Genomic DNA, 25428 nt, shown 5'->3' with positions numbered 1-25428 from the left:
CATGAAATCCTCTCGGTTTCTGGATTTCGCCACCTACGTTCTCGCCCGCTTCGTGCAACACAACTGTACGCAGGTGGCCGGCAGCCTCACTTTTACAACTTTGCTCTCACTGGTACCGCTCATCGCCATCGCACTATCGATCGTTGCGGCGTTTCCCGCCTTTGCCGAGTTTTCCAGCCAAATAAAGATATTTCTTCTTACAACCATGGTACCCGAGGCTGCAAACAAGGCTATCGCGGTATATATGCAGCAATTTGCCGACAATGCGGTGCGATTGACAGCGATCGGTACCGCTTTTCTTGGCGCGACCGCGCTCGCGCTCATGCTCACCATCGATAAGGCGCTGAATGGAATCTGGCGTGTGCCGCGACTCCGCCCGCTCTTGCACCGTCTGTTGATTTACTGGGCGACGCTGAGCATCGGGCCGTTATTGATTGGTGCGAGCCTGTCGCTGACCTCCTGGCTGATCGGCGTCTCAATGGGTCTGGCCCAGGACGTTCCAGGCATCAGCGTCGCACTTCTGCAACTTGCGCCGATCATACTGACGAGCATTGCTTTTTCCGCCGCGTATCTCATCGTGCCCAACCGGCTGGTTTCATGGCGCCATGCCGTCGCCGGTGGCGTGGCGGCGGCCGTGGGATTCGAAATAATGAAACAGGGGTTTGCGTCCTATGTCACTCATTTCCCCACATATCAGGCGGTTTATGGCGCATTCGCCGCCATCCCTATTTTTTTAATGTGGGTTTATCTATCATGGCTCATGGTGCTGTTGGGAGCAGTGATCGCCGCGTCGCTTTCAAGCTGGCGCTTTGGCGAATGGCGGCGCGACGCAACAGCTCAGGGCAAGCAGTTTGTCGACGCGCTACGCCTGCTGCAAGTGCTTGCAGAGGGATTTAGCAGCGGTAAAGTTGAAACATACTCCAGTCTCCGCGAACGACTTAAGCTCAGTCTAGAAGAGATGGAGCCGATACTCGAACTCATGGGGGATGCCGATCTCGTGCGGCAGGTAAAAGGAGGAGGGTGGGTGCTGATACTGGATCCCGCAAAAATCACGGTCGCTGACATCTATCGCCTCTTTACATTTCGCCCCGAAGCCGCCCGCGCGGCCACAGCGGGCAATTCGAGGCTGGAGCAGCTGCTTGACGAAATTACGGCTGGCATGAACGATAAAATGAATCTACCGCTGACGCAACTTTTTAATCCATCTTCTATCGGTAATGCAGTACCTGGCATTACGTCTACCTGACAAAATGATGCGCTACCTCGCTACCCTGCTTTGCCTGTTGCTGTCGCTATCCACCAGCGCTGAAGCCAAAGGTTTTAATTTTACCGATCATATGGGCAAGAAGCTTACGTTATCGGATTACAAGGGCAAATGGGTCCTTATAAATTTCTGGGCGACCTGGTGTCCACCTTGCTTGAAGGAAATTCCTGACTTGATATCACTATATGAAAGCCGCAACGACGTGATGGTGATCGGTATAGCCATGGATTATAGCGATCCCAAGACAGTGCTGAAATACGTCAAATCCATGGCCATCTCCTATCCAATTGTGCTAGGCGATAGAAAGATCGCTTCCCAGATCGGCCCGATTTCGATGCTGCCCACCACCTATGTGTTCGATCCCGCAGGCAACCCGGCCGTCTACAAGGTGGGGCTGATTTCGCGCGAAAGCCTGGAAGAATACATGCGTGACTATTCGCCACCAAAACCGCAAAATAAGGACCGTGGGCCGGCAATCAAGCGCAAAGAAAACTAGCGCCCATCAGAACATGAAATATGTTCGCAGGTGCGGCATTTCCCCTGGTCAAGTTTGACTCACGCGCTTTTACCCGTACCTATGCGCACTTTCAACAACTCAATGATGTTTCGGGAGGGCAACGGCACAGCCTGAGGCTCTTCATCCTGACGCCCCTGGTACTCGAGATGCTGTGTCTTCAAGCTTCTTTCGCCCAAGACGACACGATGAGGAATACCAATCAGTTCCATGTCGGCAAACATCACGCCTGGACGGTCGTCGCGGTCATCAAGCAAAACCTCGATGCCCGCAGCGCACAGCTCCTCGTATAGTTTTTCCGCTTCAGCCTTCACCTGTGCATTCTTGCGTAGTCCGATGGGAATAATGACAACCTGGAACGGCGCCATTGCCCCGGAGAAAATGATGCCGCGCCCGTCGTGATTCTGCTCGATTGCCGCCGCCACGATTCGCGATACCCCGATTCCGTAGCAGCCCATTTCCATGAATCGTGGCTGCCCAGACTCATCCAGGTAACTGGCATTCATTGCTTCGGAATACTTGGTATGCAGCTTGAAAATATGGCCCACCTCGATGCCGCGGCATATTTCCAGTCGCCCAAGACCATCGGGTGACGGATCTCCGGCTACCACGGTTCGAATGTCGAGAATGTGGTCGGGTTCTCTCACATCCCGGTCAAAGTTGACATTGATGAGATGACAACCTTCCTCATTCGCGCCGCAAACGAAGTTGCTCATTACCGCTACCATGCGATCCGCAACCACAGGAAGCTGAAGACCGACAGGTCCGATATATCCTGGAACGCATCCAATTTCTATCCGGATTTCTTCTTCCCTCGCCAGCCTGAAATCCGCCAGAAAGGGGATCTTGCGAATTTTGGTCTCATTCAGGTGATGGTCGCCACGCAAGAGCAGCAGATGCATCCTTCCTTGGGCAATAACCGCGATGGTCTTTACAGTCTGCTCGACGGGAAGGTTCAGAAACGCGGCCACCTCATCGCAGGTTTTTTTCGCCGGCGTCGCTACCTTTTGCATCATCCCGTCGGCTGCGCGCGGTGGCGCTTCAGGTAATAACGCCTCGGCCATTTCGACGTTTGCCGCATAATCCGAATCTGGACAAAAGGCGATCGCGTCCTCGCCGGAGTCGGCGAGAACGTGAAACTCGTGTGAACTGCCGCCTCCAATCGCTCCGGTATCGGCAGTTACTGCGCGAAATCTCAACCCCAGACGGTCGAATATGCGGCAATACGCATCATGCATGACACGATACGTTTGCTCCAGGCTGCCAATGTCGGTATGGAAGGAATAAGCGTCTTTCATCACAAATTCGCGTGCCCGCATTACACCGAAGCGGGGCCGGATCTCGTCGCGAAATTTGGTTTGGACCTGATAAAAGGTCAGAGGCAATTGGCGATAACTCTTGACTTCACGTCGAACAATGTCGGTAATTACTTCCTCGTGCGTGGGACCGAAGCAGAAATCGCGTTGGTGCCTGTCCTGGATTTTCAACATCTGAGGACCGAAAACGTCCCAGCGGCCGGTTTCCCGCCATAATTCGGCCGGTTGTATCGCGGGCATCAGAAGTTCTATCGCATCGTTTGCGTCCATCTCCTCTCGTACGATATTTTCTACCTTGCGCAGGACTTTCAAGCCAAGCGGCATCCATGTATAAAGGCCGCTACCGAGCCGTTTAATAAGGCCGGCACGCAACATCAGCTTGTGGCTGGCCAATTCCGCTTCCGCCGGCGCTTCCTTAAGAGTGGAAATAAAAAAATTGGATACACGCATACGCTTCCCGATGTACGATTTCAGCGGTCACGATTCTACTCGAAAGCAATACTGTTTTGGTTAATGCTGTAGCGGAACCATGCCCCCCTGCTGGCACAGGGTCGGCTCTTCCAGTCATCGACGGGGCAAATCGCAATACGGCCGTTCATTACGCCGGCGTCCAAGGTCCGCGGATTTGCCCATAACAGCTTTCAATCTGCGATAAAATGTGGAAAAATCTTTTATTGTGATGGACCAGACGGGTGAATCGCATGATCGACCGTAACGGGTACCGCTCCAATGTCGGTATCGTTCTGCTGAACTCGAAAAACGAGGTATTTTGGGGCAAGCGCGTTAAACAGGATTCCTGGCAATTTCCTCAGGGAGGTATCAAGCCGGGAGAAAGCCCGGAGCAGGCGATGTATCGCGAGTTGACCGAAGAGGTGGGTTTGCATCCATGGCATGTCGAGATTATCGGCCGTACTCGTGACTGGTTGCGCTACGAAGTACCCGACCAGTGGATAAGGCGCGACTGGCGCGGCAACTATAAAGGCCAGAAGCAGATCTGGTATTTGCTGCGCCTGCTTGGACGTGATTGTGACGTGTCGCTGCGCGCCAGTGTCCGCCCCGAATTTGACGCGTGGCGGTGGAATCAATATTGGGTGGAACTGGAGTCCGTGGTCGAATTCAAGCGCCAGGTTTATCGGCAGGCCTTAACCGAGCTCGCGCGTCTGCTAAATCGCCCCCCCCTTCCGCGTGGCGGCAGCGATTATGGCTGGTCGGGCTATGGCGCTCAGGAACAGCTCGCGACCCGGCCTGCCAAGCGAAGCGAATGATGCGACAGACCCCGTTTTTGTCGAGCGGCAATATGGTTGTCAAGGCATTACGGAGAGCTCTGAATTCAGATATGGGCGCTCGCGGCGATGATTATCACGTTCTCTATCTTGTCGCACATCGCGCCGTTTCACGAAAGCATATCTCGGCAAGGATCAGGCGTGCGACTCGACGAGTTCAGTCGGGTGCCATTCGCCGCCAAAGACACATTTTTCAAGTTTACAATTACCCAGAGGGTAAAATTTGTGAGGCGTAATCGGCTGCGCCATTTACAGCCGCGTTTTTAGGGAGATTACCGATGATAAAGCGCGCATTGATCATATCGCTGCTATCTATTGGAACCATTGCCGTCCCGCTGGGCGCATCTGCTGCTGATGAGCCCATCCAGCCGATTTCGGCCGCCAAGCCAAAAAATGAAAACATGGTGGAATTGGGTAAGATGTTGTTTTTTGACCCTCGGTTGTCCAAATCTGGGTTCATTTCCTGTAATTCGTGCCATAACCTGAGCATGGGAGGAACGGATAACCTGCAGACTTCCATCGGGCACAACTGGCATGAGGGTCCAATCAATTCCCCAACAGTGTTGAACTCGAGTATGAGCCTTGCGCAATTCTGGGATGGCCGCGCCAAGGATTTGAAGGAACAAGCCGGAGGCCCCATCGCAAATCCGGGGGAGATGGCGTTCTCCCATGAACTGGCAACGGATGTGCTACGGTCCATTCCCGAGTACCGGACTCGTTTTAAGCAAATATTTGGCTCAGATAAGATAACCATCGATTCGGTAACTGACGCGATTGCGGCATTTGAGGAAACGCTGGTAACACCCGATTCCCGTTTCGACAAATGGCTCAAGGGTGACAAGAGCGCCATTAACCAAACCGAACTGGAGGGTTACAAGATATTCAAGGAAAGCGGGTGCACCAGCTGTCACAACGGACCAGCAGTAGGCGGCGCATCATTCCAGAAGTTTGGAATCCATGAACCGTATCAAACGAAGAGCAAGGCCGAAGGCCGTTTTGCAGTAACCGGCAAAGACGCGGACCGCTTCATGTTCAAGGTGCCCACATTGCGAAATGTGGAGTTGACCTACCCGTATTTTCATGACGGCGCCGCTGCAACTCTGGAAGAAGCAGTGGATATCATGGGACGGTTGCAATTGGGGCGCAAATTCACGAAGGATGAAAATGCCAAGGTTGTAGCGTTCCTGAAGACGCTCACTGGGAAGCAACCGGAATTCAAACTGCCCATTTTGCCGCCCTCAACCAAGGAAACGCCTAGGCCCAAACCGTTTGGCTAGTTTGGCTAACGCGACGCCTTCAACTGCACATCTTCAGGCACGCGCAAGCTGCGCCCCAGCTTGGGCGTGCCTGTCAGATATAGAAATAGTAGTCGCCTACACGCGCTCACGCGGTTATTGATGGTGACGGGCGGCGCGTTATGACACAATCGCCCCCCCGCAAAGCCGTCCATCGCCTTTGTCTTGAGTAAGACTGGCTGCTTTAATTAATATTGCTCCGGAAGCAGTAGGTTCCGAAACGCGAGTCCCTAGGGTCACATGGTCGGAAAATGCGCTCGGCAATGGCGAGCGCATAGCTCTACCTATCTTCCGAAAACTACCCTGGCTACAAAATTATCTAAACATTGCCGCCGTTTTCTCTTATTTTTCTGCTATTTTTCTTATATGTCCGTGTGATTTCCATCAGCTCGATTTTCCAGCAATGCCGTTGGCGGCGGCTAATTGTCAAGCTGATCGCATTCACAAGACAGTTCTAAATCCTCCCCTTCAAGGAATATGGATTTAGTCTAGAAAATCAAGTAGAGTTATCTCTTGAATAATCAAAACACGGAGTCATCAATGAGCGCTAAGGGGCAATTATTACAAGACCCGTTCCTTAATACGTTACGGAAAGAGCATATACCCGTATCGATTTATCTGGTAAACGGAATCAAGTTGCAAGGGCATATCGACTCCTTTGATCAGTATGTGGTACTGCTGAAAAATACGGTTACGCAGATGGTGTACAAGCACGCCATCTCCACCGTCGTTCCCGCGAGGGCCGTAAATATTCCATTCGAGGCTCCCGCTACACCTGATGCTTGACCAACCCGCTGGGCAAACGCTTAACACTCACACCTCGGTAAATGCCGCTGTATTGGTCAGTTTCGATTTTGGCGGCGGATATTCAGCTGAAAGCCTAGAAGAATTGCGCCTGCTGGCGGCAAGCGATCAGCTTGAAATCTCGGCGATCGTCAAAGGCAGACGGGCCCGGCCTGATCCAGCGACATTCGCGGGTAGCGGCAAAGTCGACGAAATTACGGCCGCGGTCGCGCAGACCGGCGCATCCCTGGTTGTTTTCAATCATGACCTCTCCCCTGCCCAGCAACGTAATCTGGAGCAGCGTCTGGGGCGGCGCGTCATTGATCGCACCAGTCTCATCCTGGATATCTTTGCGCAGCGCGCGAAAAGCCACGAGGGTAAATTGCAGGTAGAGCTGGCTCAACTTGAGCATCTTGCTACCCGTCTGGTGCGCGGGTGGACCCATCTGGAGCGTCAAAAAGGCGGCATTGGCCTGCGCGGCCCGGGTGAGACACAGCTGGAGACCGACCGGCGCCTGCTCGGCAAGCGCGTTAAACTCCTCAAGGAAAAACTCGCAAAATTCCAATGTCAACGTTCGTTACAGCGCCGTTCCAGACAACGTGGACAAGTGTTATCGGTTTCCATTGTCGGTTATACCAACGCCGGCAAATCCACTCTTTTTAATAGACTAACCCGTGCACATGCTTATGTTGCAGATCAGTTATTCGCGACTCTGGATGCAACGACACGAAAGCTGTTCATACCCGAGCAAGGTTCCGTCGTCATCTCGGACACTGTTGGGTTCATCCGCGACCTGCCTCACACGCTTGTCGCCGCTTTTCGTGCCACGCTAGAGGAAACCGTTCAGGCGGACTTGTTACTTCATGTTGTCGATGCAGGCAGCCCCAACCGGGCTGAGCAGATCGACGAAGTAAACAAGGTACTAAAGGAAATCGGCGCCGATTCCATCCCGCAAATACTGGTACTGAACAAGATAGATGTCATCGATTTATCAGCGGGCGCAGCGGGATATGGGCGTGATGAGTATGGTAGAATCGCACACGTGCGGCTGAGTGCAAAAACTGGCGAAGGGCTGGAGTTAATCAAGCTCGCGCTCTCCGAAGCGGTTGTGGAGCGCGCTTTGCAGGGGCATGAGCACGCGGGACAGGAAAATTCATTAGCGGACAAGCAGGTATGACGCAGCAGTACATAGGCGACGCCACGTAGGATAAGCTCGGTTCCGGTTTTCCACATGCCGTTTAATGCTATCTACATTAAGCAGAAATATAGGAATCATCATGGGATTAAACGATCCTCAGTGGGGGAGAAAAAAAGGCAATTCCGGTCCACCTGATCTGGATCAACTGTGGCGCAACTTCAATAAGAAACTCAACAACCTATTCAAACGCAAGGGCGGCGGCGGCAATGGGCCCGGCGGTGGCGAATCCGGCGGCGGAGGCCCCAGGCGCTATGGTGGAAGTATCGGACTACTTGTCGGACTACTCCTGTTGTTGTGGATAGGCAGTGGATTTTATATCGTGAACGAAGGCCAGCGCGGCATCGTCCTTAGGTTCGGTAAATACGTGGAGAGTACCCAGGCGGGCCTGCGCTGGCATCTGCCGTATCCGATCGAAGTGGTGGAATCGGTGAACGTGAGCCAAGTGCGCACGGTAGAGATTGGTTACCGGAATAATGTAAGGAGCAAGGTTCTCAAGGAATCGCTGATGTTGACGGATGATGAAAATATCATCGATATTCAATTTGCCGTGCAATACATTCTTAAGAATCCCGAGGAGTTCCTGTTCAACAACCGCGAACCGGAAAACGCGGTGTTGCAGGCCGCAGAAACGGCTATCAGGGAGATCATCGGGAAAAGCAAAATGGATTTCGTGCTCTACGAAGGACGTGAGCAGGTGGCAGCAAAAGCAACTGAACTGATGCAGGGAATTCTCGACCGATACAAGATAGGGATTGCCATCAGCAAGGTAACGATGCAAAACGCGCAACCTCCGGAGCAGGTACAGGCAGCATTCGATGACGCGGTTAAAGCGGGCCAGGACAGGGAGCGGCAAAAAAACGAAGGTCAGGCTTACGCTAACGATGTGATCCCAAAGGCAAAGGGTAACGCAGCCCGTTTGCTCGAAGAGGCCGAAGGATATAAGCAACGGGTCATCGCCAGCTCCGAGGGTGAGGCGAGCCGCTTCAAGCAGGTGCTCGTCGAATATAGCAAGGCCCCAGGCGTTACTCGCGACCGGCTTTATATAGACATGATGCAACAGGTACTTACTAACACGAGCAAAATTATGGTGGACCAGAAAGGGGGCAACAATTTGTTGTATCTGCCGCTGGATAAATTGATTCAGACGAGTGGACCATCAACCCCACCCGGTCCCGTGACGGAATTACCGCCCGCTTCCATGCAGGAAGCCGTGCCTGACAGTGCAGCTCGGACACGCGAGGCGTTTCGTGGTCGTGAGCGGGAGACAAGATAAGTGAAAAACTATACGTCGACGCTATTAGGTGTTCTCGTCGCACTGTTGCTCCTAGCCAGTTCCTCGCTGTACATTGTGGACCAGCGTCAGCAAGCGATACTGTTTCAGCTTGGAGAGGTGGTGGATGTCAAGACAGCGCCGGGACTATATTTCAAGATTCCTCTTGCCCAGAATGTACGCTACTTCGATTCGCGCATTCTAACCATGGATACAGCTGAGCCGGAGCGATTCATCACTTCGGAAAAAAAGAATGTTCTGGTCGATCTTTTCGTGAAATGGCGCATCGTTGATGTCAAGCAGTATTACGTCAGTGTGCGCGGGGATGAAATGCTGGCACAGACCCGCCTTGCGCAAACGGTAAATTCTAGTCTTCGCGACGAATTTGGGAATCGTACGGTACATGATGTGGTGTCCGGAGAGCGCGACAAAATCATGGAGATCATGCGTCAGAAAGCCGACGCCGATGCGCGCAAGATTGGCGTGGAGGTAGTGGACGTTCGCCTGAAGCGGGTGGATTTGCCACAGGAAGTAAGCGAATCGGTATATCGGCGCATGGAAGCGGAGCGGAAGCGGGTAGCAAATGAGCTGCGTTCCACGGGTTCGGCGGAGTCAGAAAAAATTCGTGCGGACGCCGATCGTCAACGCGAAGTCATCCTCGCGGAAGCGTACCGCAAGGCTCAGGAGGTAAAAGGTGAAGGCGATGCCAAAGCCTCGGCAATTTACGCTGGCGCCTTTCAGGCCAATCCCGAATTCTATGCCTTCTATCGGAGCATGGATGCCTACAAGCAGAGTTTCAAGAATAAGGGCGACATGCTGGTCCTCGAACCTACCTCGGAGTTTTTCAAGTACATAAAAAACTCCGGACGGGCCGCTCCTAAATAGAGATCCTTGCCTGCAGGTTGAAGACACTTCGGTGCGCGTCATTACAGCATGCTGGCGGCCAGACTATCAGCTGGCCCGGTAAGCGGCGGCCCGGTATTTCGTGACTTTTAGCAATTCGTCGCGATTCTCTTCGAAAAATTGCACATGCACCCTGAAGGCCCTGTAGCGGCATGTTGGACACTATACTAATGGCGTTTGCCCTGATGCTGGTACTAGAGGGACTGCTGCCATTTTTGGTACCTGGCTTTTGGCGTGAAACTTTTCAGAAGCTGACTGTAATCGGCGACAACCAGATACGTTTTATCGGCCTGACCTCGATGCTGGCGGGGCTGCTTCTGCTTTACCTTGTGAAATAGGTCAGCTCTGCGAGCTTCTCCATACCCCGATATCTCATCATGCCCGCGTGGATTCTTCCCGAATATATTGAAGACCTGCTTCCTGCAGAGGCACTTCGCATAGAATTGATGCGACGGCGAGTCATAGACTTGCTGCTGGCGCACGGATACGAACTGGTTGGACCGCCGTTGTTGGAATATGTGGAATCATTACTCACGGGCAGTGGTGGCGACACAAATTTGCGAATGTTCAAGGTGGTCGATCAGTTAAGCGGGCGTATGATGGGACTTCGAGCGGACATGACACCGCAGGTTGCACGAATCGACGCCCACTTATTGAACCGTAAGGGCGTAGCGCGTCTTTGTTATGCGGGCAGCGTACTACACGCCGTGCCGTCGGGCCTGACGCGTACTCGCGAGCCACTCCAGATAGGCGCCGAATTATATGGTCATGCTGGACTGGAAAGCGATCTGGAAGTTCAGCAGCTTATGCTCCGATCCCTGGCAATCGCAGGGATGGAAAGAATTCACATTGACTTGGGACATGTTGCCGTGTTTCGTGGCCTCGTCAGAGGTGCGGGCATTCAAGCTGAATTGGAAAAAGAGTTATTTGGGGTGCTACAGGCAAAAGATACGTACGCGCTAAAGCAACTGTGCGGGAAGCTGGAAAAAAATGTGGAGGCGCGGGTTCGCCAGGCATTATTAATGTTGCCTGAGCTGTACGGCGACGAAAATGTATTGGCGGCGGCACGCAAATACCTTCCGGACTATCCGGAAATCCGGACGGCCCTGGATGAACTAAGGATCGCAGGTGCCGAGCTACGCCCATTGGTAGATACGCTCGCGTTCGACCTGGCTGATTTGCGCGGCTACCACTATCACAGCGGCATGGTATTTGCAGCTTATACGAGTGGCAGTCCGAACGCGATTGCTTTGGGAGGACGATATGACGAGGTTGGCAAGGCGTTCGGCAGAGCTCGTCCCGCCACGGGCTTCAGCATGGACATACGCGAACTCTCCAGTCTGGTACAGATGGACCCTTCTCCGCGAGGGATTCGCGCGCCTTACGTGAAGGGGGATAAGAAACTTGAAGAAAAGATCGGGCAGCTCCGTAGTGAAGGGCAGGTAGTGGTGGTCAATTTGCCCGGGCATGAGAATGGTCAGGATATGCCCAATTGCGACCGTAAATTAACACTGATCCAAGAAGTCTGGTCGGTTGTGGATATTTAACTAGAAGCCGCTGCTGTCGATACGGCGAAACATTTTCGGAGAGGTTCTTTCTTCGCTCTCCAGGCTCAACGATGTATTAATCCTACAGATTGGCGAACATGAACAAAAATGTGGTTGTCATCGGCACCCAATGGGGTGACGAAGGCAAGGGTAAAATTGTGGACTGGCTTACGGACCATGCCCAGGGAGTAGTCCGCTTCCAGGGGGGGCACAACGCTGGGCACACGCTGGTCATTGGTGGCAAGCAAACGGTGTTGCATCTGATCCCGTCAGGGATCTTGCGGGCGAATGTAGCCTGCTACATTGGCAATGGCGTGGTGATATCTCCCCAGGCACTGTTGGATGAGGTGGACATGCTGGAACATGCGGGGGTCGATGTACGCGGGAGGCTCCGTATTAGTGAAGCCTGCCCTCTTATCCTTCCCTGTCATATCGCGCTGGACAACGCCAGGGAGACAGCCAAGGGGCTGGAAAAAATCGGCACCACCGGACGGGGCATTGGTCCGGCGTACGAGGACAAAGTAGCACGTCGTGCCGTTCGGCTGCAGGACCTTTTCCACCGTGACAGGTTTGCCGCCAAATTGGGTGAAATGCTGGATTATCACAACTTCGTGCTGAAAAATTATTTCCAGGCCGCTGTGGTGGATTTTCAGCAGACCATGGATGACACACTCGCTCTGGCCGATCGCATCAAGCCCATGATGGCGGACGTTCCGCGGCTTTTGTTCGAGGCGGATCGAGCCGGTCACAACCTGTTATTTGAGGGTGCACAAGGAACCTTGCTTGATATCGATCACGGCACCTATCCATTCGTCACATCCAGCAACTGTATCGCCGGTGCGGCGACCACCGGAAGCGGTATCGGGCCGCAAATGTTGCATTACGTACTGGGCATCACCAAGGCCTACTCCACCCGGGTTGGTTCCGGTCCCTTTCCGACAGAACTGGATAACGACGTTGGCCGGCATCTCGCCAAGCGGGGTAACGAGTTTGGCGCAACCACCGGACGTCCTCGACGGTGTGGATGGTTTGATGCCGCCGCCTTAAAGCGCTCTATTCAGATCAACGGTGTTTCGGGATTGTGTGTTACTAAGCTCGACGTGTTGGATGGCGTGGAAACGTTGCGCCTGGGTGTGGGCTATAAACTGAGCGGGCGTGACGGGGATGAATTCAGGAGTATCCTGCCAGTGGGTGCGGACGAGCTCGCGTGCTGCGAACCAATTTATGAAGAAATGCCAGGATGGGCTGAAAGTACGGTGGGGATCAAGGATTTCGAAAAATTACCGATCCCCGCGCAAGCATATCTTAAACGCGTGGAGGAAGTTTGCGAAGTGCCGATCGATATGATATCGACGGGACCGGACCGGCAGGAAACGATCGTACTGCGTCATCCCTTCAAGTGATCTTCGGTCCTGCGGTGGTGGGTTTGTCTGGCTATATACCGCTCACGCTCTATATAATCCGCCATTGCTATTGGACTGTCAGCCGATAAATTATCATATGGCCGAGTATACGTTGCGTCTGGCAAGCTGGCAGGAAGACAGCTGGGCGCTCAAGCGGGTACGAGAAGCAGTTTTTATCCACGAGCAGGGCATATCCGTCGAACTGGAATGGGATGGACTCGATCCCGGCTGCATACATGTGCTAGCGTCGGACGCCATGCTTCATCCTATCGCAACGGCGAGGATGCTATCCGACGGTACAATTGGACGCATGGCGGTGCTTAAGGAATGGCGGCGCCGCGGTGTCGGTAGTGCACTCATGGAGCGATTGCTCGGTGAGGCCAGATATCGTCAAATTCCGCAGGTCACCTTGAACGCGCAAGCATATGTGACGGACTTCTACCGCAAGTTCAGTTTCGAAGCGACGGGAGAAGCATTCATCGACGCCGGCATCCCCCATGTAAAAATGGTGGCCAAGCTGAAGGGAAGACTGGATAATTAAGCTATGCTGGGGATCAGCTCCCGCAAAGAATTCACGTAGTTTGCGCCTGTTACGGGTTTACCGTTTGCCGGCTGATCAAATCGTCCAGCCTAAAATTAGAATGGCACCATGAAATCGAGGGATAACACAACCTGGTCTTTATGACCCCCAAAAGGACGGTAGTCGAAGCCATGCAATCCGTCCGCCGCATCGTAGCGGACATTCGGCCGCACATTGAACTGCTGCATCGCCTTCCAATCAAGCTTGAGAGTCTTCGCAGCCTTCCAGTTCATACCTACAGTCACCGCGTAATAGTCGGCTGGGGCGGCAACGCTATTGTTAAGCTGATTCTGGCCAAGTGCATAACTGAACCCCCGGTTATTCGTCGCGGCAGCCACCCGGCCAGGGGAAAAGACACGAAACCCATCGCGATCGCGGAACCATTCCGCACGAACACCCACGGATAGTTCCGGCATCAGGTCATAGTAAAAGTGCGTGTTAATGCCGTACCATTCAGCATCTTGAATTACCCCGTTCAATAAAACTCCACCAGCGAAACCATGGTCGTGTTGAAAGACAAAATGGGTTTTAGGGGTAAATTTATGCTTCAGTACCAAGCTATATAGCATCCATGGCTCGCTGCTCCGGGTAGAGGTCGCGCTATAGCTGCCACTGAGATTGGCCGAACTGCCCATATCGTCGCTGGTCCAGGTGATGCCCGCCAGCCCGCCCCAGTTACCCAGTTGCTTATCGAAGCCTCCATCCCATCCGCCGGTCGCGCTGCCCGTGGTAACTCCGCCCATGAACATCCAGTTCTTGTTTATGTTGTAATTTCCCAGACCACCGGTATGAGTGAACGGCTCCCCGTATTGCATTGTATAAGCGTGAGAATAAAAGAAATTGTCCGGCGCGGGTACGGATTCATACCCAATGGGTGTATAAAAATGGCCAACCTTGACATTGAGTCCGTTACCGACCGGCACGTACACCTCTGCAAAGGCCTGGGGAAACGCGACGCCGTAATACTTGGTAGAGGCGCAGCATAAGTCGAGATCCCAGTTGCTTCTGCTCAAGGGCTGGCCGGTAGTGACATCAAACGCGGGAACACCATACGCCTGGGTAAAAATGGCGTCGCTACCGAACATGAAATCGGCGCGAAACCCGAAGTCCCAGCTGCTACCTTCTGCCACCACCGGGCGCTGTAAATAAACATAGAATTGATTCAATTGCGCTCGATTCGATTGGTCGGTAAAGGTGACCGGACCGTTGAAACCGTTCAGCTGGCTGGGGTTGAAAGTCGCGCCACCATTAATCCAGCCACCGATTCTGATACCGCTATCCTTGTACCATTCCACCGCAGCATTCAACGCAGTGTTGCCCATGCCCGCGCCATTGCTGCGATTATTACCATTGGAACTTGCGTTTGCGTTGGCATAGGTGTCAGCATTCGCGGTCGTTACGTTAACAAAGGTTGCTAACATGCCAACCACGGAGGCGAATATGATTCGACTTCTTATTCTAGGTATGCGCGACATATTGTGGCTCCCCTCCTAAAACACTATCGATAGAGTTGTTATTTTCACCCGAAATTAACACGGCATATGTAAAATAATTGTGATGGAATTGTGAAGAAAATGTGAGGTTTCGCGTTAAGGTTCTGGATCGGCATGAGGTACTGCCTCAATGAATTGTCCATCCCAACTGGCACAGTAAACAGCACCAGCGTCCGAACACGTCTGCCTGCGGGACTGATAGGGGGACAGCCATTTACAGAGGAAATGGAAGCATGATGCGAGCTGGGATAATTCGTCCGTCAATATTTCGCGGCGACAGCGTTGATATGTTTTACTTCAGCTTTTGGAATCGACAAGAAGCTGATCCGGGACATCTATTCTTCTTTCGATTTGAGTTTGAATCGACAGATACTTCCACCCCACGCCATACACTCGTGGTGCTCAACGTTACTGTCGGTAAAGGTTTCCATCAGCCCCCTGCCCAGATGGCAGATGGCCGAATCCTTTTTTGCCATTGCATGAAAAACGCAGTTATCCGCCTCGATAATTGACTCACCGCCAGGCAGGCTTGCATTTCTCGCACTGTAGCCAAGCTGGTCCATCACTTCGGTCAGCTTCTCGACCTTCTCTTTATGCGTGCTGAGACCGGGATATTGACTGCGGATCTGCTGCGCTACATTCGCGCCGATTTCGGTCATGCGCTTAGCCATGTCGATGCCCTCCTCGCGCCGAACCGATGCCACGACCAGTTGCGCAAGCCACGAATATTGACGAGGAGCGGTTTCCTTGCCAAGCTCGGTGAGGATGTGGAGTTGCTGCGGCCGGCCTCCCCCAGAAGGGCGAGTTACGCCAGCCGTCACAAAGCCCGCGACCTCAAGAGACGCGAGATGCCGTCGTACCGCGTTGCGGGTAATCTCAAGCCCTTTGGAAAGCTCGTCCACGCTTAGACCAGGCTTACTCCCGCGCAGCAGTTGTAGCAATTGTTTCTGCCGCTCACCCATATATCCGAGCCGGGCCGTTTCCGCGCCCTATGACAAATTTATTATCACCATTAATACACGATTACAGCATAGATAACAAGAGAATAGCTTATAAAACAGCTTATAACACTATATACTTGACAAAGTGTATTTAGATTACTATAGTATTCGTGAACTGCTTCGGTCCGCGTTGGCTATTTTCTTGGCCCGTTACGGGGGATGCCATGATGAAAGCAAGGATGCTGTTTGCGGCTTTTTCCCTTGGCCTGATGGCGTCTTGCGCTCAGATGACCCTCTCGGAAGCTCCTCAGACTGAGTCTGTCCCTGCAATTGCACAGAATGCGAGAATGCCAAGTGATCATCTTGCCTTGACCCGGCACTATGAAAATACGGCCAGAGAAATGGGGAACAAGGCGGAGGAACAGAAAAAATTACTTAAGCATTATGACAAAAAAAGCTATCTCTACGGTAGGCAAGCTCAGGATTTAAAATCGCATGCTGCTGCTCTGGTCCGCAAATATAATGAAGTCATGGCAGAAAACATAAGAGAGGCTGCCGCTCACCGTCAACTGGCTTTGGAACAGACCCGGCGTGACAAGGTCGCCCGTGACGGATGGACCGTTCGCTCCGCCACTGCCCGCAAGGCGGGGCAGGAAAGCAACTGACGCTTCGGTATCAGAAGGGGATTGTGGCGTCGAGGGAAAACAAGAACTGATCTTTTCTGCTATCAAATGGCCTGTACGCTTGATCGATACCATCCGCCCTGTCATAACGGATATTTGGCCTGATGTTCAGCTTTTGTATCAGCTTCGAGTCCACCTTCAACCGTTTGGCAGGCCTCCAGTTCATGCCCAGCGTAACCGCGTAATAATCAGCGGGTGCGCTGGTAAAAGAACTACCCGCAAAGCTGAATCCGGTGTTATCGGTCGCCGCCATCACGCGAAACGGGGAAAAAACACGAAAACCGTCCCGGTCGCGAAACCATTCGCCCCGAATGCCGATGGTGAGGTCATTCAGCAGGTCATAATACAAGTGCGTATTAATGCCATACCACTCAGCATTTTTGTGTTCCCCATTCAGCAAAACCCCGGCGGCATACCCGTGGGCGTGGTGTAGGACCAGATGGGTTTTCGAGGTAATCCGATGCTGCAAAACAATACTGTACATGCCCCAGGGCTTATTGCTGCGCGTGGACGTCTCGCTATACGTACCCGTGATGTTCGCCGAGGTCCTGGAATCATCGCTGGTCCAGGTAACTCCGCCCAATCCCCCCCAGTTACCCAGCTGTTTGTCGAAAGTGCCATCCCATCCGCCAGTGGCACTGCCCGTTGTGGCCCCGCCCATGATCGACCAATTCGAATTCAGGCCGTAGTTACCCAGCAGTCCGGTGTGGGTAAACGGTTCGCCGTTTGTAAAAGTATACGCATGGGTATAGAAGAAATTGTCAGGCGCAGGAACCGTTTCGTACCCCGTAGGTGAATAAAAGTGCCCAGCCTTGATATTCAAACCCCTGCCCACAGGAACATAAGCTTCAAGATATGCCTGAGGAAGCGCAATGCCGTAAGTACGAGTAGAGGAGCAACATATGTCGAGATCCCAATTTCCTCTATCCAGCGGCTGACCGGAATTCACGTCGAACGGAGGGATCCCGAAGGCTTGGGTATAGATCGCGTCGGTTCCAAATAGAAAATCGAATCGACCGCCGAAGTCGAATACATTTCCCTCTGTAACGACCGTTCGTTGTAGAAACACATTGAACTGGTTTAACTGGAACCGATTGGCCCTGTCGGCGAAGGTAACAGTGCCGTTGTATCCATTAGCCGGGTAGTTGGGATTATACGTCGCGCCGGCATTGACCCAACCCCCGATCTTGATGCCGCTTTCCTTGAACAGATTGACCAGATCACCTGCCTGTCCATCGCCTGGACTTAAGACAAGCGCGAATAAGCTGCCTAGCATGCCTAACAGGATTCGACCCTTGCACCGGGGCAAGCAATTCATTTATACATTTCCCTTAAACCTTGAATAAGCCCGCAGTGTTGCCGTCGAACCTGAATGGTCGGCTCATGGCCGTGCAGACGCACCAGACGCATTTTAGGTAAAGGGCGCCCCATGGGAGGGTTCCGATTTTACCGCAACCTGGGTGGGGCAGGTCTTTTCAGACGAGAACCGGATGAAGGACGCGGCTCATTCTTGGGAAAAGAAGCGGCACCAATCTTGTCAGCATAAGTGCAGCTGCATTCCATTCATTGGGGGCCGATTCAAAAATGAATTGCTGTATCCAGCGAGAACAGGAACTGATCCTTCTTGCCCTGGAAGGATGAGAACGCGACACTAATCCCATCCGTTCGGTCGTAACTAATATTCAATCGGATATTCAGTTCCTGCATGTGTTTCAAATCGATCTCAAGTCTCTCTACCGGCTTCCAGTTCATTCCCAGGACGATGGCATATCGTCAGCGGTCGTACTGATAAGGTAATAGTCCTTGTGGAACTCACTCGCTTGTTTTTCCTCGCGGAAAGTATCCGTATGGTGAAAAGACGCGTCCGATGCCCTGTCAAAGCACCGCCCGGGTCGGATCACAATATTTCAGGTACTCTTCATGCGCCGGATCTAACCCAGGAACAATTTATAAGCCGGATTCCTGCTTTCATCCCAATAGTGATTGTCAAGTTGATCGAGAAAGGTTTTGAACTGGTCTTTCTCTTCGGGCGGAACTTGTATTCCCACCAGTACGCGGCCATAGTCAGCGCCATGGTTACGGTAGTGGAACAAGCTGATATTCCAATGATGGCTCATACTGTTCAAAAACTTCATCAGCGCACCCGGACGATCAGGGAATTCGAACCGGTATATAAGCTCATGTTTAATTTCTCGGGCGCGGCCGCCGACCAAGTGGCGCACATGCAATTTCGCCATTTCGTTGTCGGTGAGATCCACCGTGTGCAACCCGCTTTTCTCCAGACTCTTGATCAGTTTTGCTGCTTCCGCGCGGTCGCGCACGGACACGGCAACAAACACATGCGCTTCCTTTGGATCGGCGTAACGATAGTTAAATTCGGTAATGCTTTTCGTTCCCAGCAGCGCGCAAAATTTTTTGAAACTCCCGGGTTCCTCCGGAATCGTCACAGCCATGACCGCCTCGCGCTGCTCACCCAGCTCCGCGCGCTCGGAAACATGACGCAACCGATCGAAATTCATGTTAGCGCCGGAGCAGACCGCAACCAAATGTTTGTTTCGGAATCCCTCACGCTTAACGTAAGCTTTTGCCCCAGCGATGGAAAGGGCTCCCGATGGTTCCAGAATTGCGCGCGTATCCTCGAACACATCCTTGATGGCGGCGCATATGGAGTCGGTGTCAACCAGAACAATTTCATCGACCAGTTCCTGGCACAAGCGCAGGGTTTCCGCCCCTACCTGCTTTACCGCAACTCCGTCCGCGAACAAGCCTACTTGAGGGAGTCGAACCACTCGTTGCTGCTTCAGGGATTCATACATGGAGTTGGCATCGACCGGCTCAACTCCAATCATCTTGATTTCCGGATACAGCCGTTTTACATATGAGGCAATACCGGAAATAAGCCCGCCTCCGCCTATGGGCACGAAAATGGCGTGGATCGGACCCGTGTGCTGACGTAGGATCTCCATCCCGATGGTTCCTTGGCCCGCAATGACGTCGGGGTCGTCATACGGATGTACGAAAGTCATGCGCTCGCCCTTGCCAAGTTTCACCGCATAGGCATAAGCCTCGTCGTAGGAATCGCCATGCGTCACTACCGTCGCGCCACGCGCCTCGACCGCCTGCATTTTTATTTGCGGAGTCGTGATGGGCATCACAATTGTTGCGCGGCAATTAAGCCTTTGTGCCGCCAGCGCCACGCCCTGCCCGTGATTGCCCGCTGAGGCAGCGACTACTCCACGTTTCAGCACCGCTGGGGAAAGCTTGACCATTTTATTGTAGGCGCCACGCACTTTGAATGAAAATACCTCCTGCATATCCTCGCGCTTCAGAAATAACTGATTGTTGAGCCGCGCGGACAAGTTGGGTGCAAGCTCCAGCGGAGTCTCCACGGCGACGTCGTAAACTCGGGCGGTGAGGATTCGTTCGAGATAGTTGTTTTGCATGAAATCAGCTTTTTTCGGGTGTGGGGACGAGAATTTTAACACGCCGGAAACACCTGAACGCCCGGCTTAATTGTTAAAATCGATAGATAGGATTATCCTGCTAAATAATTTTTAATTTTTATCTTCCCACATCACATATGACGCAAGATGAACAAAAACGCGCGGCCGCAAAAGCGGCTATTCAATACGTTCCCGCAGGCTGCATTATTGGCGTGGGGACCGGTTCTACCGCAAACTACTTCATAGACGAGCTGGCAGGCATCAAACAAAACCTCGAAGGCGCGGTCGCAAGCTCAGAGACGACTGCACGTCGACTGAGAGACCGCGGGATAGAGGTGCTCGATTTGAACAGTGTTGATGAACTTCCCGTGTATGTGGATGGTGCGGACGAAATCACGGAACATCTGCACATGATAAAGGGCGGCGGCGGCGCCCTGACAAGGGAGAAAATTGTCGCCGCGGTGGCAAGGAAGTTCATTTGTATTGCCGACCAAAGCAAGCTCGTGCCGATACTGGGCAAATTTCCTCTCCCGGTCGAAGTGATTCCGATGGCCCGCGGGTACGTGGCGCGCGAGATAACGCGGTTAGGCGGCCAGCCCGCGCTTCGGCAAGGATTCACCACGGATAACGGCAATGTGATTCTCGACATACATGGCCTGCAGATTCTGGACCCGGTTGAGCTCGAGTCAGCGCTTAACCAGATTACAGGCGTAGTCATGAACGGACTATTTGCGCGGCGGGGCGCCGATATATTGCTGCTCAGCAGCGAAAACGGCATCCGGACGATTAATTTCTGATTACCGCAGCGATAAAGTCATAACCAGGAAGTATCCTTTCCACTCTTTATTCTTTTCCGATCTACGAGGTAAGCGATGGCAAGCAGCGAACATATCTCCAAGCAATTCGACGCTGATCTTGAAGCCGTGCGTACGCGCGTGTTACATATGGGCGGATTTGTAGAAGAACAGATCGAGAAAGCCATTGACGCACTCATCAGTGGAAATGAATCCCTGATCGAAAACATTATCGCGGATGATCACCGCGTCAATGCCATGGAGGTGTCGATAGACGAAATCTGCAGCCAGATTATTGCGCGCCGCCAGCCGGCCGCAGGTGACTTACGCATGATCATGACGGTTATAAAGACCATAACCGATCTGGAGCGTATCGGCGATGAAGCGGAAAAAATAGCACGCATGGCCAAACTGATCTACGAGAACGACCGCATGCATATGCCCCGCTTCGTGGAAATCCGGCATGTCGCCCACATCGCGATGGAAATGTTGCGCAAATCTCTGGACGCGTTTGCTCGTCTGGACTTGACTGCGGCGGCTCAAGTAGTGCGGCAGGATGAGCTGGTTGACGAAGAATTCCGTTCCATCATGCGGCAGCTCATCACTTTTATGATGGAAGATCCGCGTAATATTTCAACTGCACTTGAGATTTTGTTTATAGCGAAAGCGATCGAGCGCATCGGCGACCATGCCAAAAACATGGCGGAGTATGTGATATACATGGTCAAAGGCAGGGATGTGCGGCACGTTACGGTTGAAGAAATCGAACGCGAAGTAAGCAAATAGGCCCTTTGGCAATCTCGGGCAAATTATGCGCGAATATTCCACCCTCGCGGCGGTCGACCTCGGCTCCAACAGCTTCCGTTTGCAAGTCGCGCGAGTCGTCGGAAAACAGCTTTATCCGCTGGACAGTTTGGGTGAAATGGTTCGGCTTGCCGCCGGGCTTACTGCCGACAAACGCCTGGATGAGGATGCTCAGGCACGCGCCCTGGATTGCCTCAAACGTTTTGGGGAAAGGCTACGCGGCTTCCCTGCGCATTCGGTTCGTGCAGTGGCTACGAACACGCTAAGAGTAGCAAAAAACGCGCCCGCCTTCCTTAGAAAAGCTGAAGCCGCTGTCGGTTTTCCGATCGAGGTAATCTCCGGTCATGAGGAAGCGCGGCTTATCTATTTGGGCGTAGCCCACAGCCTTCCCATTTCAACGGGCCCCCGTCTTGTAATGGACATTGGTGGCGGCTCTACCGAATTTATTATTGGCAAGCGTCTAAGACCCGTCAGGATGGAAAGCCTGTACATGGGTTGCGTCAGCTATAGTCTGCGCTGCTTTCCTGACGGGAAGATCACAAAGAGCGCCATGAAGCGCGCCGACCTGATGGCGCGCAACGAAATTCAAACGATCGCCGCGGAGTTTACGAGTTCCCACTGGGAGGAGGCATTTGGCTCATCCGGCACCGCGCGGGCACTCGGGGACATTATCCATTTGAACAGCTTCGATAGCGCCGGCCGCGAGGGAGACATAACACTCGAGGGGCTGGAAAATTTTCGTGAGTACTTGCTTAAGGTCGGTGACGTAAAGAAGCTGGAATTAACCGGACTACGTCCCGACCGCGCGGCGGTTATTGCCGGAGGCTTCGCAATCATGTCCGCAGCATTTTCCGAGCTCGGGATCCGCCGCATGTCTCAAGCGGTAGGCGCGTTACGGCAAGGCGTGCTCTACGATCTGCTGGGACGCTTCCACAACCACGACATGCGGGAAACAACCGTAAAGCAGTTTATGCAACGCTATCGGGTGGACGCCGCCCAAGCGACACGGGTTGAATCGCTGGCGTTATTGCTGGGGAGGCAATTGTTGAGGGATTTTCCAGATGATTTGGAAGAGTTGCTTCAGGTTCTTTCGTGGGCCGCCAGACTTCACGAAGTCGGCATTTCAGTAGCGCATTCCGGCTACCATAAGCATTCCGCATATATTCTCGGCAATGCCGATATGCCCGGTTTCTCACGGAGAGAGCAAGATCGCCTCAGCATGCTTGCTCTCGCTCACCGGGGCGGGGCTGTAAAAGTGCGGGATTCCGTTACCGAACGGTTGGACTTCGCGCTGATTTTTTCACTTCGCCTGGCAGTAGTTTTTCATCGAAGTCGCAGTGACATCAAATTACCACGGTTGGAAGTGAGTTTGAGCGATAAAGCATTCGAACTGCGGATGGACCGAGTCTGGCTCGATCGCAATCCCTTGACGGATACGGCGCTGTCTGCCGAAATTGAACAATGGCTCCCCCTCGGGTTCGATTTTCAAATCGATACGCAAGGGGAAAACGCCGACGGTGAGGCAGACAAAACAAGAAAAATTCTATAAGCAAATAACCGCGTGACACTATATGTCATCCCATGTAAAAAGGCGATCCACGAAAGCAGGGCTCCCGCCCGGCACATTGGTGCACATCGGCGCCAAGAAAACCGCGACAGCTCATATCACCCTGCTGGATTATGACGCTAACGGCGTGCGCGAATCACGGGTAATGGCTGCCGAGCTGAGCGACAAGCTCAAGCATGCGCATGGGATAAAATGGGTCAACCTCCACGGCTTGAGCGATATTAGTGCGATAGAGCAGATCGGTACCTGTTTTAACCTTCACCCGCTGGTGCTGGAAGATATCATCAATACCGACCAGCGCCCCAAGCTGGAGGATTACGGCGACTATCTGTATGTGGTCCTGAAAACCTTCGACTGCGAAAAGAGGGGCGGAGAAGAGAGAATAAGTTCCGAACAGGTCAGCCTCGTACTGGGAAAAAATTTCGTGCTGTCATTCCTCGAAACGGATGGGGATCAGTTTGCGGTGGTGCGTGAACGTTTACATTCTGGAAAAGGCCAATTAAGAAAATTGGGGGCCGATTTTTTGATGTACAGCTTGATCGACGCTATCGTGGACGGTTACTTCCTTTTTCTTGAACGTTTTGACGAAAAAACAGAAGGACTGGAAGCGGAATTGGTCACCCGTCCTCAACCCGGAACCCTGCATTCAATATACTCTCTCAAGCGCGAGAATGTTTTCCTGCGCAGATCATTGTGGCCCCTGCGCGAAGTGATCAATTCATTGCAGCGGGGTGACTCCCCGCTCTTCACCCGCAATACGCTGCTTTATTTGCGAGACGTCTACGATCACACCATTCATATCATTGAATCGGTAGAATCCCTGCGCGACCTGACCGCCGGGATGCTGGATATCTATGTGTCCAGCGTGAGCTACCGCCTAGGTATAATAATGAAAGTTCTCACTGTCATCACGACCATATTCATGCCGTTAACCTTGATCAGCGGAATCTATGGCATGAACTTCCAGTACCTCCCCGGCCTAGACTGGCACTGGGGATTTTTCGCGGTGCTTGGAACAATGGCGGTAACCACGGGAATCATGCTTCTTTTATTCCGCTGGAAAAAGTGGTTGTAACAAAAAAACTGCGTAGCGATCAGGCTCATACCTCTGTACATCGAGAAACGCGGCACCGTTTTTGTTAACTATATTTAAATGCCCGCCGGTGCTCCCGCTCCTGCACAAGTTCACTGCTACCTGGAATTCCCCCCGAAGTAGTTCACTACACCGCGCATCAACTCGTCAGGCAAACCTCTTCCGTTTAGAAGCGCATTCAAGGTCGAAGCAGCTTTGGTGTGCAGTCCGGTATTGTCGCTGCCCTTTCCCAGGAAAGCACTTTTAGCCCACGAATACCCGCCCAGAAAATAAGTGACGCGCGGAGCAACCGTGAAACGCCAGGCAGCACCCATACCTCGGAAATGCGCTTATCGGCCCGCAAACCGCGCAGCAGAAGACTAAACGCGGCCCCGACCCCCACGGAGTTACTGCGCATCTGCAGGCATGGAAGCGGTTGCGAGGGGTCCGGCGTTAGCCAGTGGACATAGCCGCCTTTTTTAAGCACGCTCTCAAGCATCTCCCGAAGACTTGACGGAAACTGCGTCAAGGTCCAGTTGCCGGAAAGAAGCAATACATTACGGCATGCGGCGGGGTAGCGCGAAAAGTAAAGGCTGCGGTTGCGCCGCACCAGCTCTCGGAAGGAGCGTCCGCGTCCAAAAGACCCGCCTCCCTTGTGTTGAATGCTTGCGTCAGGATGGACGCCAAGCCGCCAACCGCGGTGATTAAGGCGGCGGCCAAGATCGACGTCCTCATAATAGCCACGCCCAAACGCAGGGTCAAAACCGCCCACTTCCTCGAAAACATCGCGGCGGATGAGGAAGGCATGGCCCTGGAGACGATGTGTTTCGATGTATCCGCCCGGCCCACGCTGGTACTGCTCCGAATCGTGCCGCGCATAGTCGTTTCCATTTGGAATCACGACTGCTAACAGCGGATCTGCTTCCAACGAGGCGCACAGCATGGGCAGAAAATTCTCGCTTACGACGGTGTCTGAATTGAGCACCAGCACATAAGACGCATCCGAGCGTTTTATCGCCGCATTTACCGATAAACCGAAGCCTTGATTTTGCTCGGCATGGTGAACATGTATCTTCTGATACGGCAATTGATCCAGCATCCGACGCGTCTTATCGCCCGATGCGTCATCCTGGATATAGACATGGCCTATGGTATTGCCAAGGCAGGTGACGACGGAATCAATACAGCGCAATGTCAACTCTGGCGCATTGTAGACGGGAATGACCACATCTATTGATGGCAGTGATATCATTCCGCCCGTATTCTCTCTGAGAT

Annotated in this window: 24 protein-coding genes; 17 read left to right on the top strand and 7 right to left on the bottom strand. The window is 53.0% G+C overall.

The features are described 5' to 3' along the window. Position 1 precedes the first annotated feature (1 nt). Together BM022_RS01160 and BM022_RS01155 are read left to right on the top strand one after the other, a co-directional pair. Positions 2-1246, top strand: coding sequence for a YihY family inner membrane protein (locus tag BM022_RS01160; RefSeq protein ID WP_091135960.1), 1245 nt, complete (start codon positions 2-4; stop codon positions 1244-1246). Between the two features lie 4 nt (positions 1247-1250). After that, positions 1251-1760, top strand: coding sequence for a TlpA family protein disulfide reductase (locus tag BM022_RS01155; RefSeq protein ID WP_091135958.1), 510 nt, complete (start codon positions 1251-1253; stop codon positions 1758-1760). A gap of 59 nt (positions 1761-1819) precedes the next feature. Here BM022_RS01155 and BM022_RS01150 read toward each other — a convergent pair whose 3' ends face one another. Continuing rightward, positions 1820-3544, bottom strand: coding sequence for a proline--tRNA ligase (locus tag BM022_RS01150; protein WP_091135956.1), 1725 nt, complete (start codon positions 3542-3544; stop codon positions 1820-1822). A 251-nt stretch (positions 3545-3795) separates the two neighbouring features. Here BM022_RS01150 and BM022_RS01145 point away from each other — a divergent pair, with 251 nt between their 5' ends. The 10 genes from BM022_RS01145 to BM022_RS01095 all read left to right on the top strand — a co-directional run bounded on the left by BM022_RS01145 (position 3796) and on the right by BM022_RS01095 (position 13317). After that, positions 3796-4359, top strand: a complete 564-nt coding sequence (locus tag BM022_RS01145; RefSeq protein WP_143079501.1) for an RNA pyrophosphohydrolase — start codon at positions 3796-3798, stop codon at positions 4357-4359. 296 nt (positions 4360-4655) lie between these two features. Then, positions 4656-5654: a cytochrome-c peroxidase gene (locus tag BM022_RS01135; protein ID WP_091135952.1), complete on the top strand. Its 999-nt coding sequence runs from the start codon at positions 4656-4658 to the stop codon at positions 5652-5654. 558 nt (positions 5655-6212) lie between these two features. Then, positions 6213-6458, top strand: a complete 246-nt coding sequence (gene hfq / locus BM022_RS01130) for an RNA chaperone Hfq (RefSeq protein WP_091135949.1) — start codon at positions 6213-6215, stop codon at positions 6456-6458. After that, complete coding sequence (gene hflX, locus BM022_RS01125; protein ID WP_091135947.1) at positions 6451-7632, top strand: GTPase HflX; 1182 nt, start codon at positions 6451-6453, stop codon at positions 7630-7632. Before hfq ends, hflX begins: the two co-directional genes overlap by 8 nt. 100 nt (positions 7633-7732) lie before the next feature. Further along, positions 7733-8926, top strand: a complete 1194-nt coding sequence (gene hflK, locus BM022_RS01120) for an FtsH protease activity modulator HflK (RefSeq protein ID WP_091135945.1) — start codon at positions 7733-7735, stop codon at positions 8924-8926. Further along, positions 8927-9808, top strand: a complete 882-nt coding sequence (gene hflC / locus BM022_RS01115) for a protease modulator HflC (RefSeq protein WP_091135943.1) — start codon at positions 8927-8929, stop codon at positions 9806-9808. Between the two features lie 170 nt (positions 9809-9978). Beyond that, positions 9979-10164: a DUF2065 domain-containing protein gene (locus BM022_RS01110; protein WP_091135941.1), complete on the top strand. Its 186-nt coding sequence runs from the start codon at positions 9979-9981 to the stop codon at positions 10162-10164. Positions 10165-10203: 39 nt separating this feature from the next. Beyond that, positions 10204-11373, top strand: a complete 1170-nt coding sequence (locus BM022_RS01105) for an ATP phosphoribosyltransferase regulatory subunit (RefSeq protein WP_091135939.1) — start codon at positions 10204-10206, stop codon at positions 11371-11373. A 98-nt stretch (positions 11374-11471) separates the two neighbouring features. Beyond that, the gene (locus BM022_RS01100) at positions 11472-12776 is read left to right on the top strand and encodes an adenylosuccinate synthase (protein WP_091135935.1); all 1305 of its coding nucleotides are present in this window, start codon (positions 11472-11474) and stop codon (positions 12774-12776) included. 97 nt (positions 12777-12873) lie between these two features. Further along, positions 12874-13317, top strand: a complete 444-nt coding sequence (locus tag BM022_RS01095) for a GNAT family N-acetyltransferase (protein ID WP_091135932.1) — start codon at positions 12874-12876, stop codon at positions 13315-13317. A 95-nt stretch (positions 13318-13412) separates the two neighbouring features. Here BM022_RS01095 and BM022_RS01090 read toward each other — a convergent pair whose 3' ends face one another. Together BM022_RS01090 and BM022_RS01085 are read right to left on the bottom strand one after the other, a co-directional pair. Continuing rightward, positions 13413-14831 carry a porin gene (locus BM022_RS01090; protein WP_371264272.1) on the bottom strand — a complete coding sequence of 473 codons (1419 nt, stop codon included), beginning with the start codon at positions 14829-14831 and terminating at the stop codon, positions 13413-13415. Between the two features lie 353 nt (positions 14832-15184). Next, positions 15185-15811 carry a helix-turn-helix transcriptional regulator gene (locus BM022_RS01085; protein ID WP_091135931.1) on the bottom strand — a complete coding sequence of 209 codons (627 nt, stop codon included), beginning with the start codon at positions 15809-15811 and terminating at the stop codon, positions 15185-15187. Between the two features lie 203 nt (positions 15812-16014). Between BM022_RS01085 and BM022_RS01080 the strand changes: the two genes are divergently transcribed. Then, entirely contained in the window at positions 16015-16455 is a 441-nt protein-coding gene (locus BM022_RS01080; RefSeq protein WP_256208789.1) for a hypothetical protein, read from the top strand. A 10-nt stretch (positions 16456-16465) separates the two neighbouring features. On the opposite strand, the gene BM022_RS01075 is transcribed toward BM022_RS01080, so the two are convergent. The 3 genes from BM022_RS01075 to ilvA form a co-directional block, all read right to left on the bottom strand. Next, positions 16466-17791: a porin gene (locus BM022_RS01075; protein ID WP_091135928.1), complete on the bottom strand. Its 1326-nt coding sequence runs from the start codon at positions 17789-17791 to the stop codon at positions 16466-16468. A 260-nt stretch (positions 17792-18051) separates the two neighbouring features. Further along, a complete protein-coding gene (locus BM022_RS15365) occupies positions 18052-18225 on the bottom strand; it encodes a hypothetical protein (protein ID WP_177191589.1) in 174 nt (57 codons plus the stop codon). A gap of 179 nt (positions 18226-18404) precedes the next feature. Continuing rightward, the gene (gene ilvA / locus BM022_RS01070) at positions 18405-19916 is read right to left on the bottom strand and encodes a threonine ammonia-lyase, biosynthetic (RefSeq protein WP_091135927.1); all 1512 of its coding nucleotides are present in this window, start codon (positions 19914-19916) and stop codon (positions 18405-18407) included. A 137-nt stretch (positions 19917-20053) separates the two neighbouring features. Here ilvA and rpiA point away from each other — a divergent pair, with 137 nt between their 5' ends. The 4 genes from rpiA (at position 20054) to corA (ending at position 24156) form a co-directional block, all read left to right on the top strand. After that, positions 20054-20713 (top strand): ribose-5-phosphate isomerase RpiA, encoded by a 660-nt coding sequence (gene rpiA, locus BM022_RS01065; RefSeq protein ID WP_091135925.1) that lies wholly within the window; start codon positions 20054-20056, stop codon positions 20711-20713. Positions 20714-20788: 75 nt separating this feature from the next. Continuing rightward, complete coding sequence (phoU, locus tag BM022_RS01060; protein WP_091135923.1) at positions 20789-21496, top strand: phosphate signaling complex protein PhoU; 708 nt, start codon at positions 20789-20791, stop codon at positions 21494-21496. Positions 21497-21521: 25 nt separating this feature from the next. Continuing rightward, positions 21522-23063 carry an exopolyphosphatase gene (gene ppx, locus BM022_RS01055; protein WP_091135921.1) on the top strand — a complete coding sequence of 514 codons (1542 nt, stop codon included), beginning with the start codon at positions 21522-21524 and terminating at the stop codon, positions 23061-23063. A gap of 22 nt (positions 23064-23085) precedes the next feature. Beyond that, complete coding sequence (corA, locus tag BM022_RS01050) at positions 23086-24156, top strand: magnesium/cobalt transporter CorA (RefSeq protein WP_091135919.1); 1071 nt, start codon at positions 23086-23088, stop codon at positions 24154-24156. A 196-nt stretch (positions 24157-24352) separates the two neighbouring features. On the opposite strand, the gene BM022_RS01045 is transcribed toward corA, so the two are convergent. After that, the gene (locus BM022_RS01045) at positions 24353-25405 is read right to left on the bottom strand and encodes a glycosyltransferase family 2 protein (RefSeq protein ID WP_091135917.1); all 1053 of its coding nucleotides are present in this window, start codon (positions 25403-25405) and stop codon (positions 24353-24355) included. Positions 25406-25428: the final 23 nt, after the last annotated feature.

Origin of the sequence: Nitrosospira sp. Nsp14 (genome assembly GCF_900113575.1) — a bacterium.
GTDB lineage: Bacteria > Pseudomonadota > Gammaproteobacteria > Burkholderiales > Nitrosomonadaceae > Nitrosospira.
Note: the sequence above shows the minus strand (reverse complement) of the source record. Positions and strands in the feature narration are given on the sequence as shown.

Coding starts and splice junctions, on each gene's coding strand:
- BM022_RS01145 (WP_143079501.1), top strand. CDS start 3,796: ATGATCGACCGTAACGGGTACCGCTCCAATGTCGGTATCGTTCTGCTG.
- rpiA (WP_091135925.1), top strand. CDS start 20,054: ATGACGCAAGATGAACAAAAACGCGCGGCCGCAAAAGCGGCTATTCAA.
- ppx (WP_091135921.1), top strand. CDS start 21,522: ATGCGCGAATATTCCACCCTCGCGGCGGTCGACCTCGGCTCCAACAGC.
- ilvA (WP_091135927.1), bottom strand. CDS start 19,916: ATGCAAAACAACTATCTCGAACGAATCCTCACCGCCCGAGTTTACGAC.
- BM022_RS01150 (WP_091135956.1), bottom strand. CDS start 3,544: ATGCGTGTATCCAATTTTTTTATTTCCACTCTTAAGGAAGCGCCGGCG.
- hfq (WP_091135949.1), top strand. CDS start 6,213: ATGAGCGCTAAGGGGCAATTATTACAAGACCCGTTCCTTAATACGTTA.
- BM022_RS01135 (WP_091135952.1), top strand. CDS start 4,656: ATGATAAAGCGCGCATTGATCATATCGCTGCTATCTATTGGAACCATT.
- BM022_RS01110 (WP_091135941.1), top strand. CDS start 9,979: ATGTTGGACACTATACTAATGGCGTTTGCCCTGATGCTGGTACTAGAG.
- BM022_RS01075 (WP_091135928.1), bottom strand. CDS start 17,791: ATGAATTGCTTGCCCCGGTGCAAGGGTCGAATCCTGTTAGGCATGCTA.
- BM022_RS01090 (WP_371264272.1), bottom strand. CDS start 14,831: ATGTCGCGCATACCTAGAATAAGAAGTCGAATCATATTCGCCTCCGTG.
- BM022_RS15365 (WP_177191589.1), bottom strand. CDS start 18,225: ATGAACTGGAAGCCGGTAGAGAGACTTGAGATCGATTTGAAACACATG.
- BM022_RS01095 (WP_091135932.1), top strand. CDS start 12,874: ATGGCCGAGTATACGTTGCGTCTGGCAAGCTGGCAGGAAGACAGCTGG.
- BM022_RS01085 (WP_091135931.1), bottom strand. CDS start 15,811: ATGGGTGAGCGGCAGAAACAATTGCTACAACTGCTGCGCGGGAGTAAG.
- BM022_RS01160 (WP_091135960.1), top strand. CDS start 2: ATGAAATCCTCTCGGTTTCTGGATTTCGCCACCTACGTTCTCGCCCGC.
- hflX (WP_091135947.1), top strand. CDS start 6,451: ATGCTTGACCAACCCGCTGGGCAAACGCTTAACACTCACACCTCGGTA.
- corA (WP_091135919.1), top strand. CDS start 23,086: ATGTCATCCCATGTAAAAAGGCGATCCACGAAAGCAGGGCTCCCGCCC.
- BM022_RS01100 (WP_091135935.1), top strand. CDS start 11,472: ATGAACAAAAATGTGGTTGTCATCGGCACCCAATGGGGTGACGAAGGC.
- hflK (WP_091135945.1), top strand. CDS start 7,733: ATGGGATTAAACGATCCTCAGTGGGGGAGAAAAAAAGGCAATTCCGGT.
- BM022_RS01080 (WP_256208789.1), top strand. CDS start 16,015: ATGATGAAAGCAAGGATGCTGTTTGCGGCTTTTTCCCTTGGCCTGATG.
- BM022_RS01105 (WP_091135939.1), top strand. CDS start 10,204: ATGCCCGCGTGGATTCTTCCCGAATATATTGAAGACCTGCTTCCTGCA.
- BM022_RS01045 (WP_091135917.1), bottom strand. CDS start 25,405: ATGATATCACTGCCATCAATAGATGTGGTCATTCCCGTCTACAATGCG.
- phoU (WP_091135923.1), top strand. CDS start 20,789: ATGGCAAGCAGCGAACATATCTCCAAGCAATTCGACGCTGATCTTGAA.
- BM022_RS01155 (WP_091135958.1), top strand. CDS start 1,251: ATGATGCGCTACCTCGCTACCCTGCTTTGCCTGTTGCTGTCGCTATCC.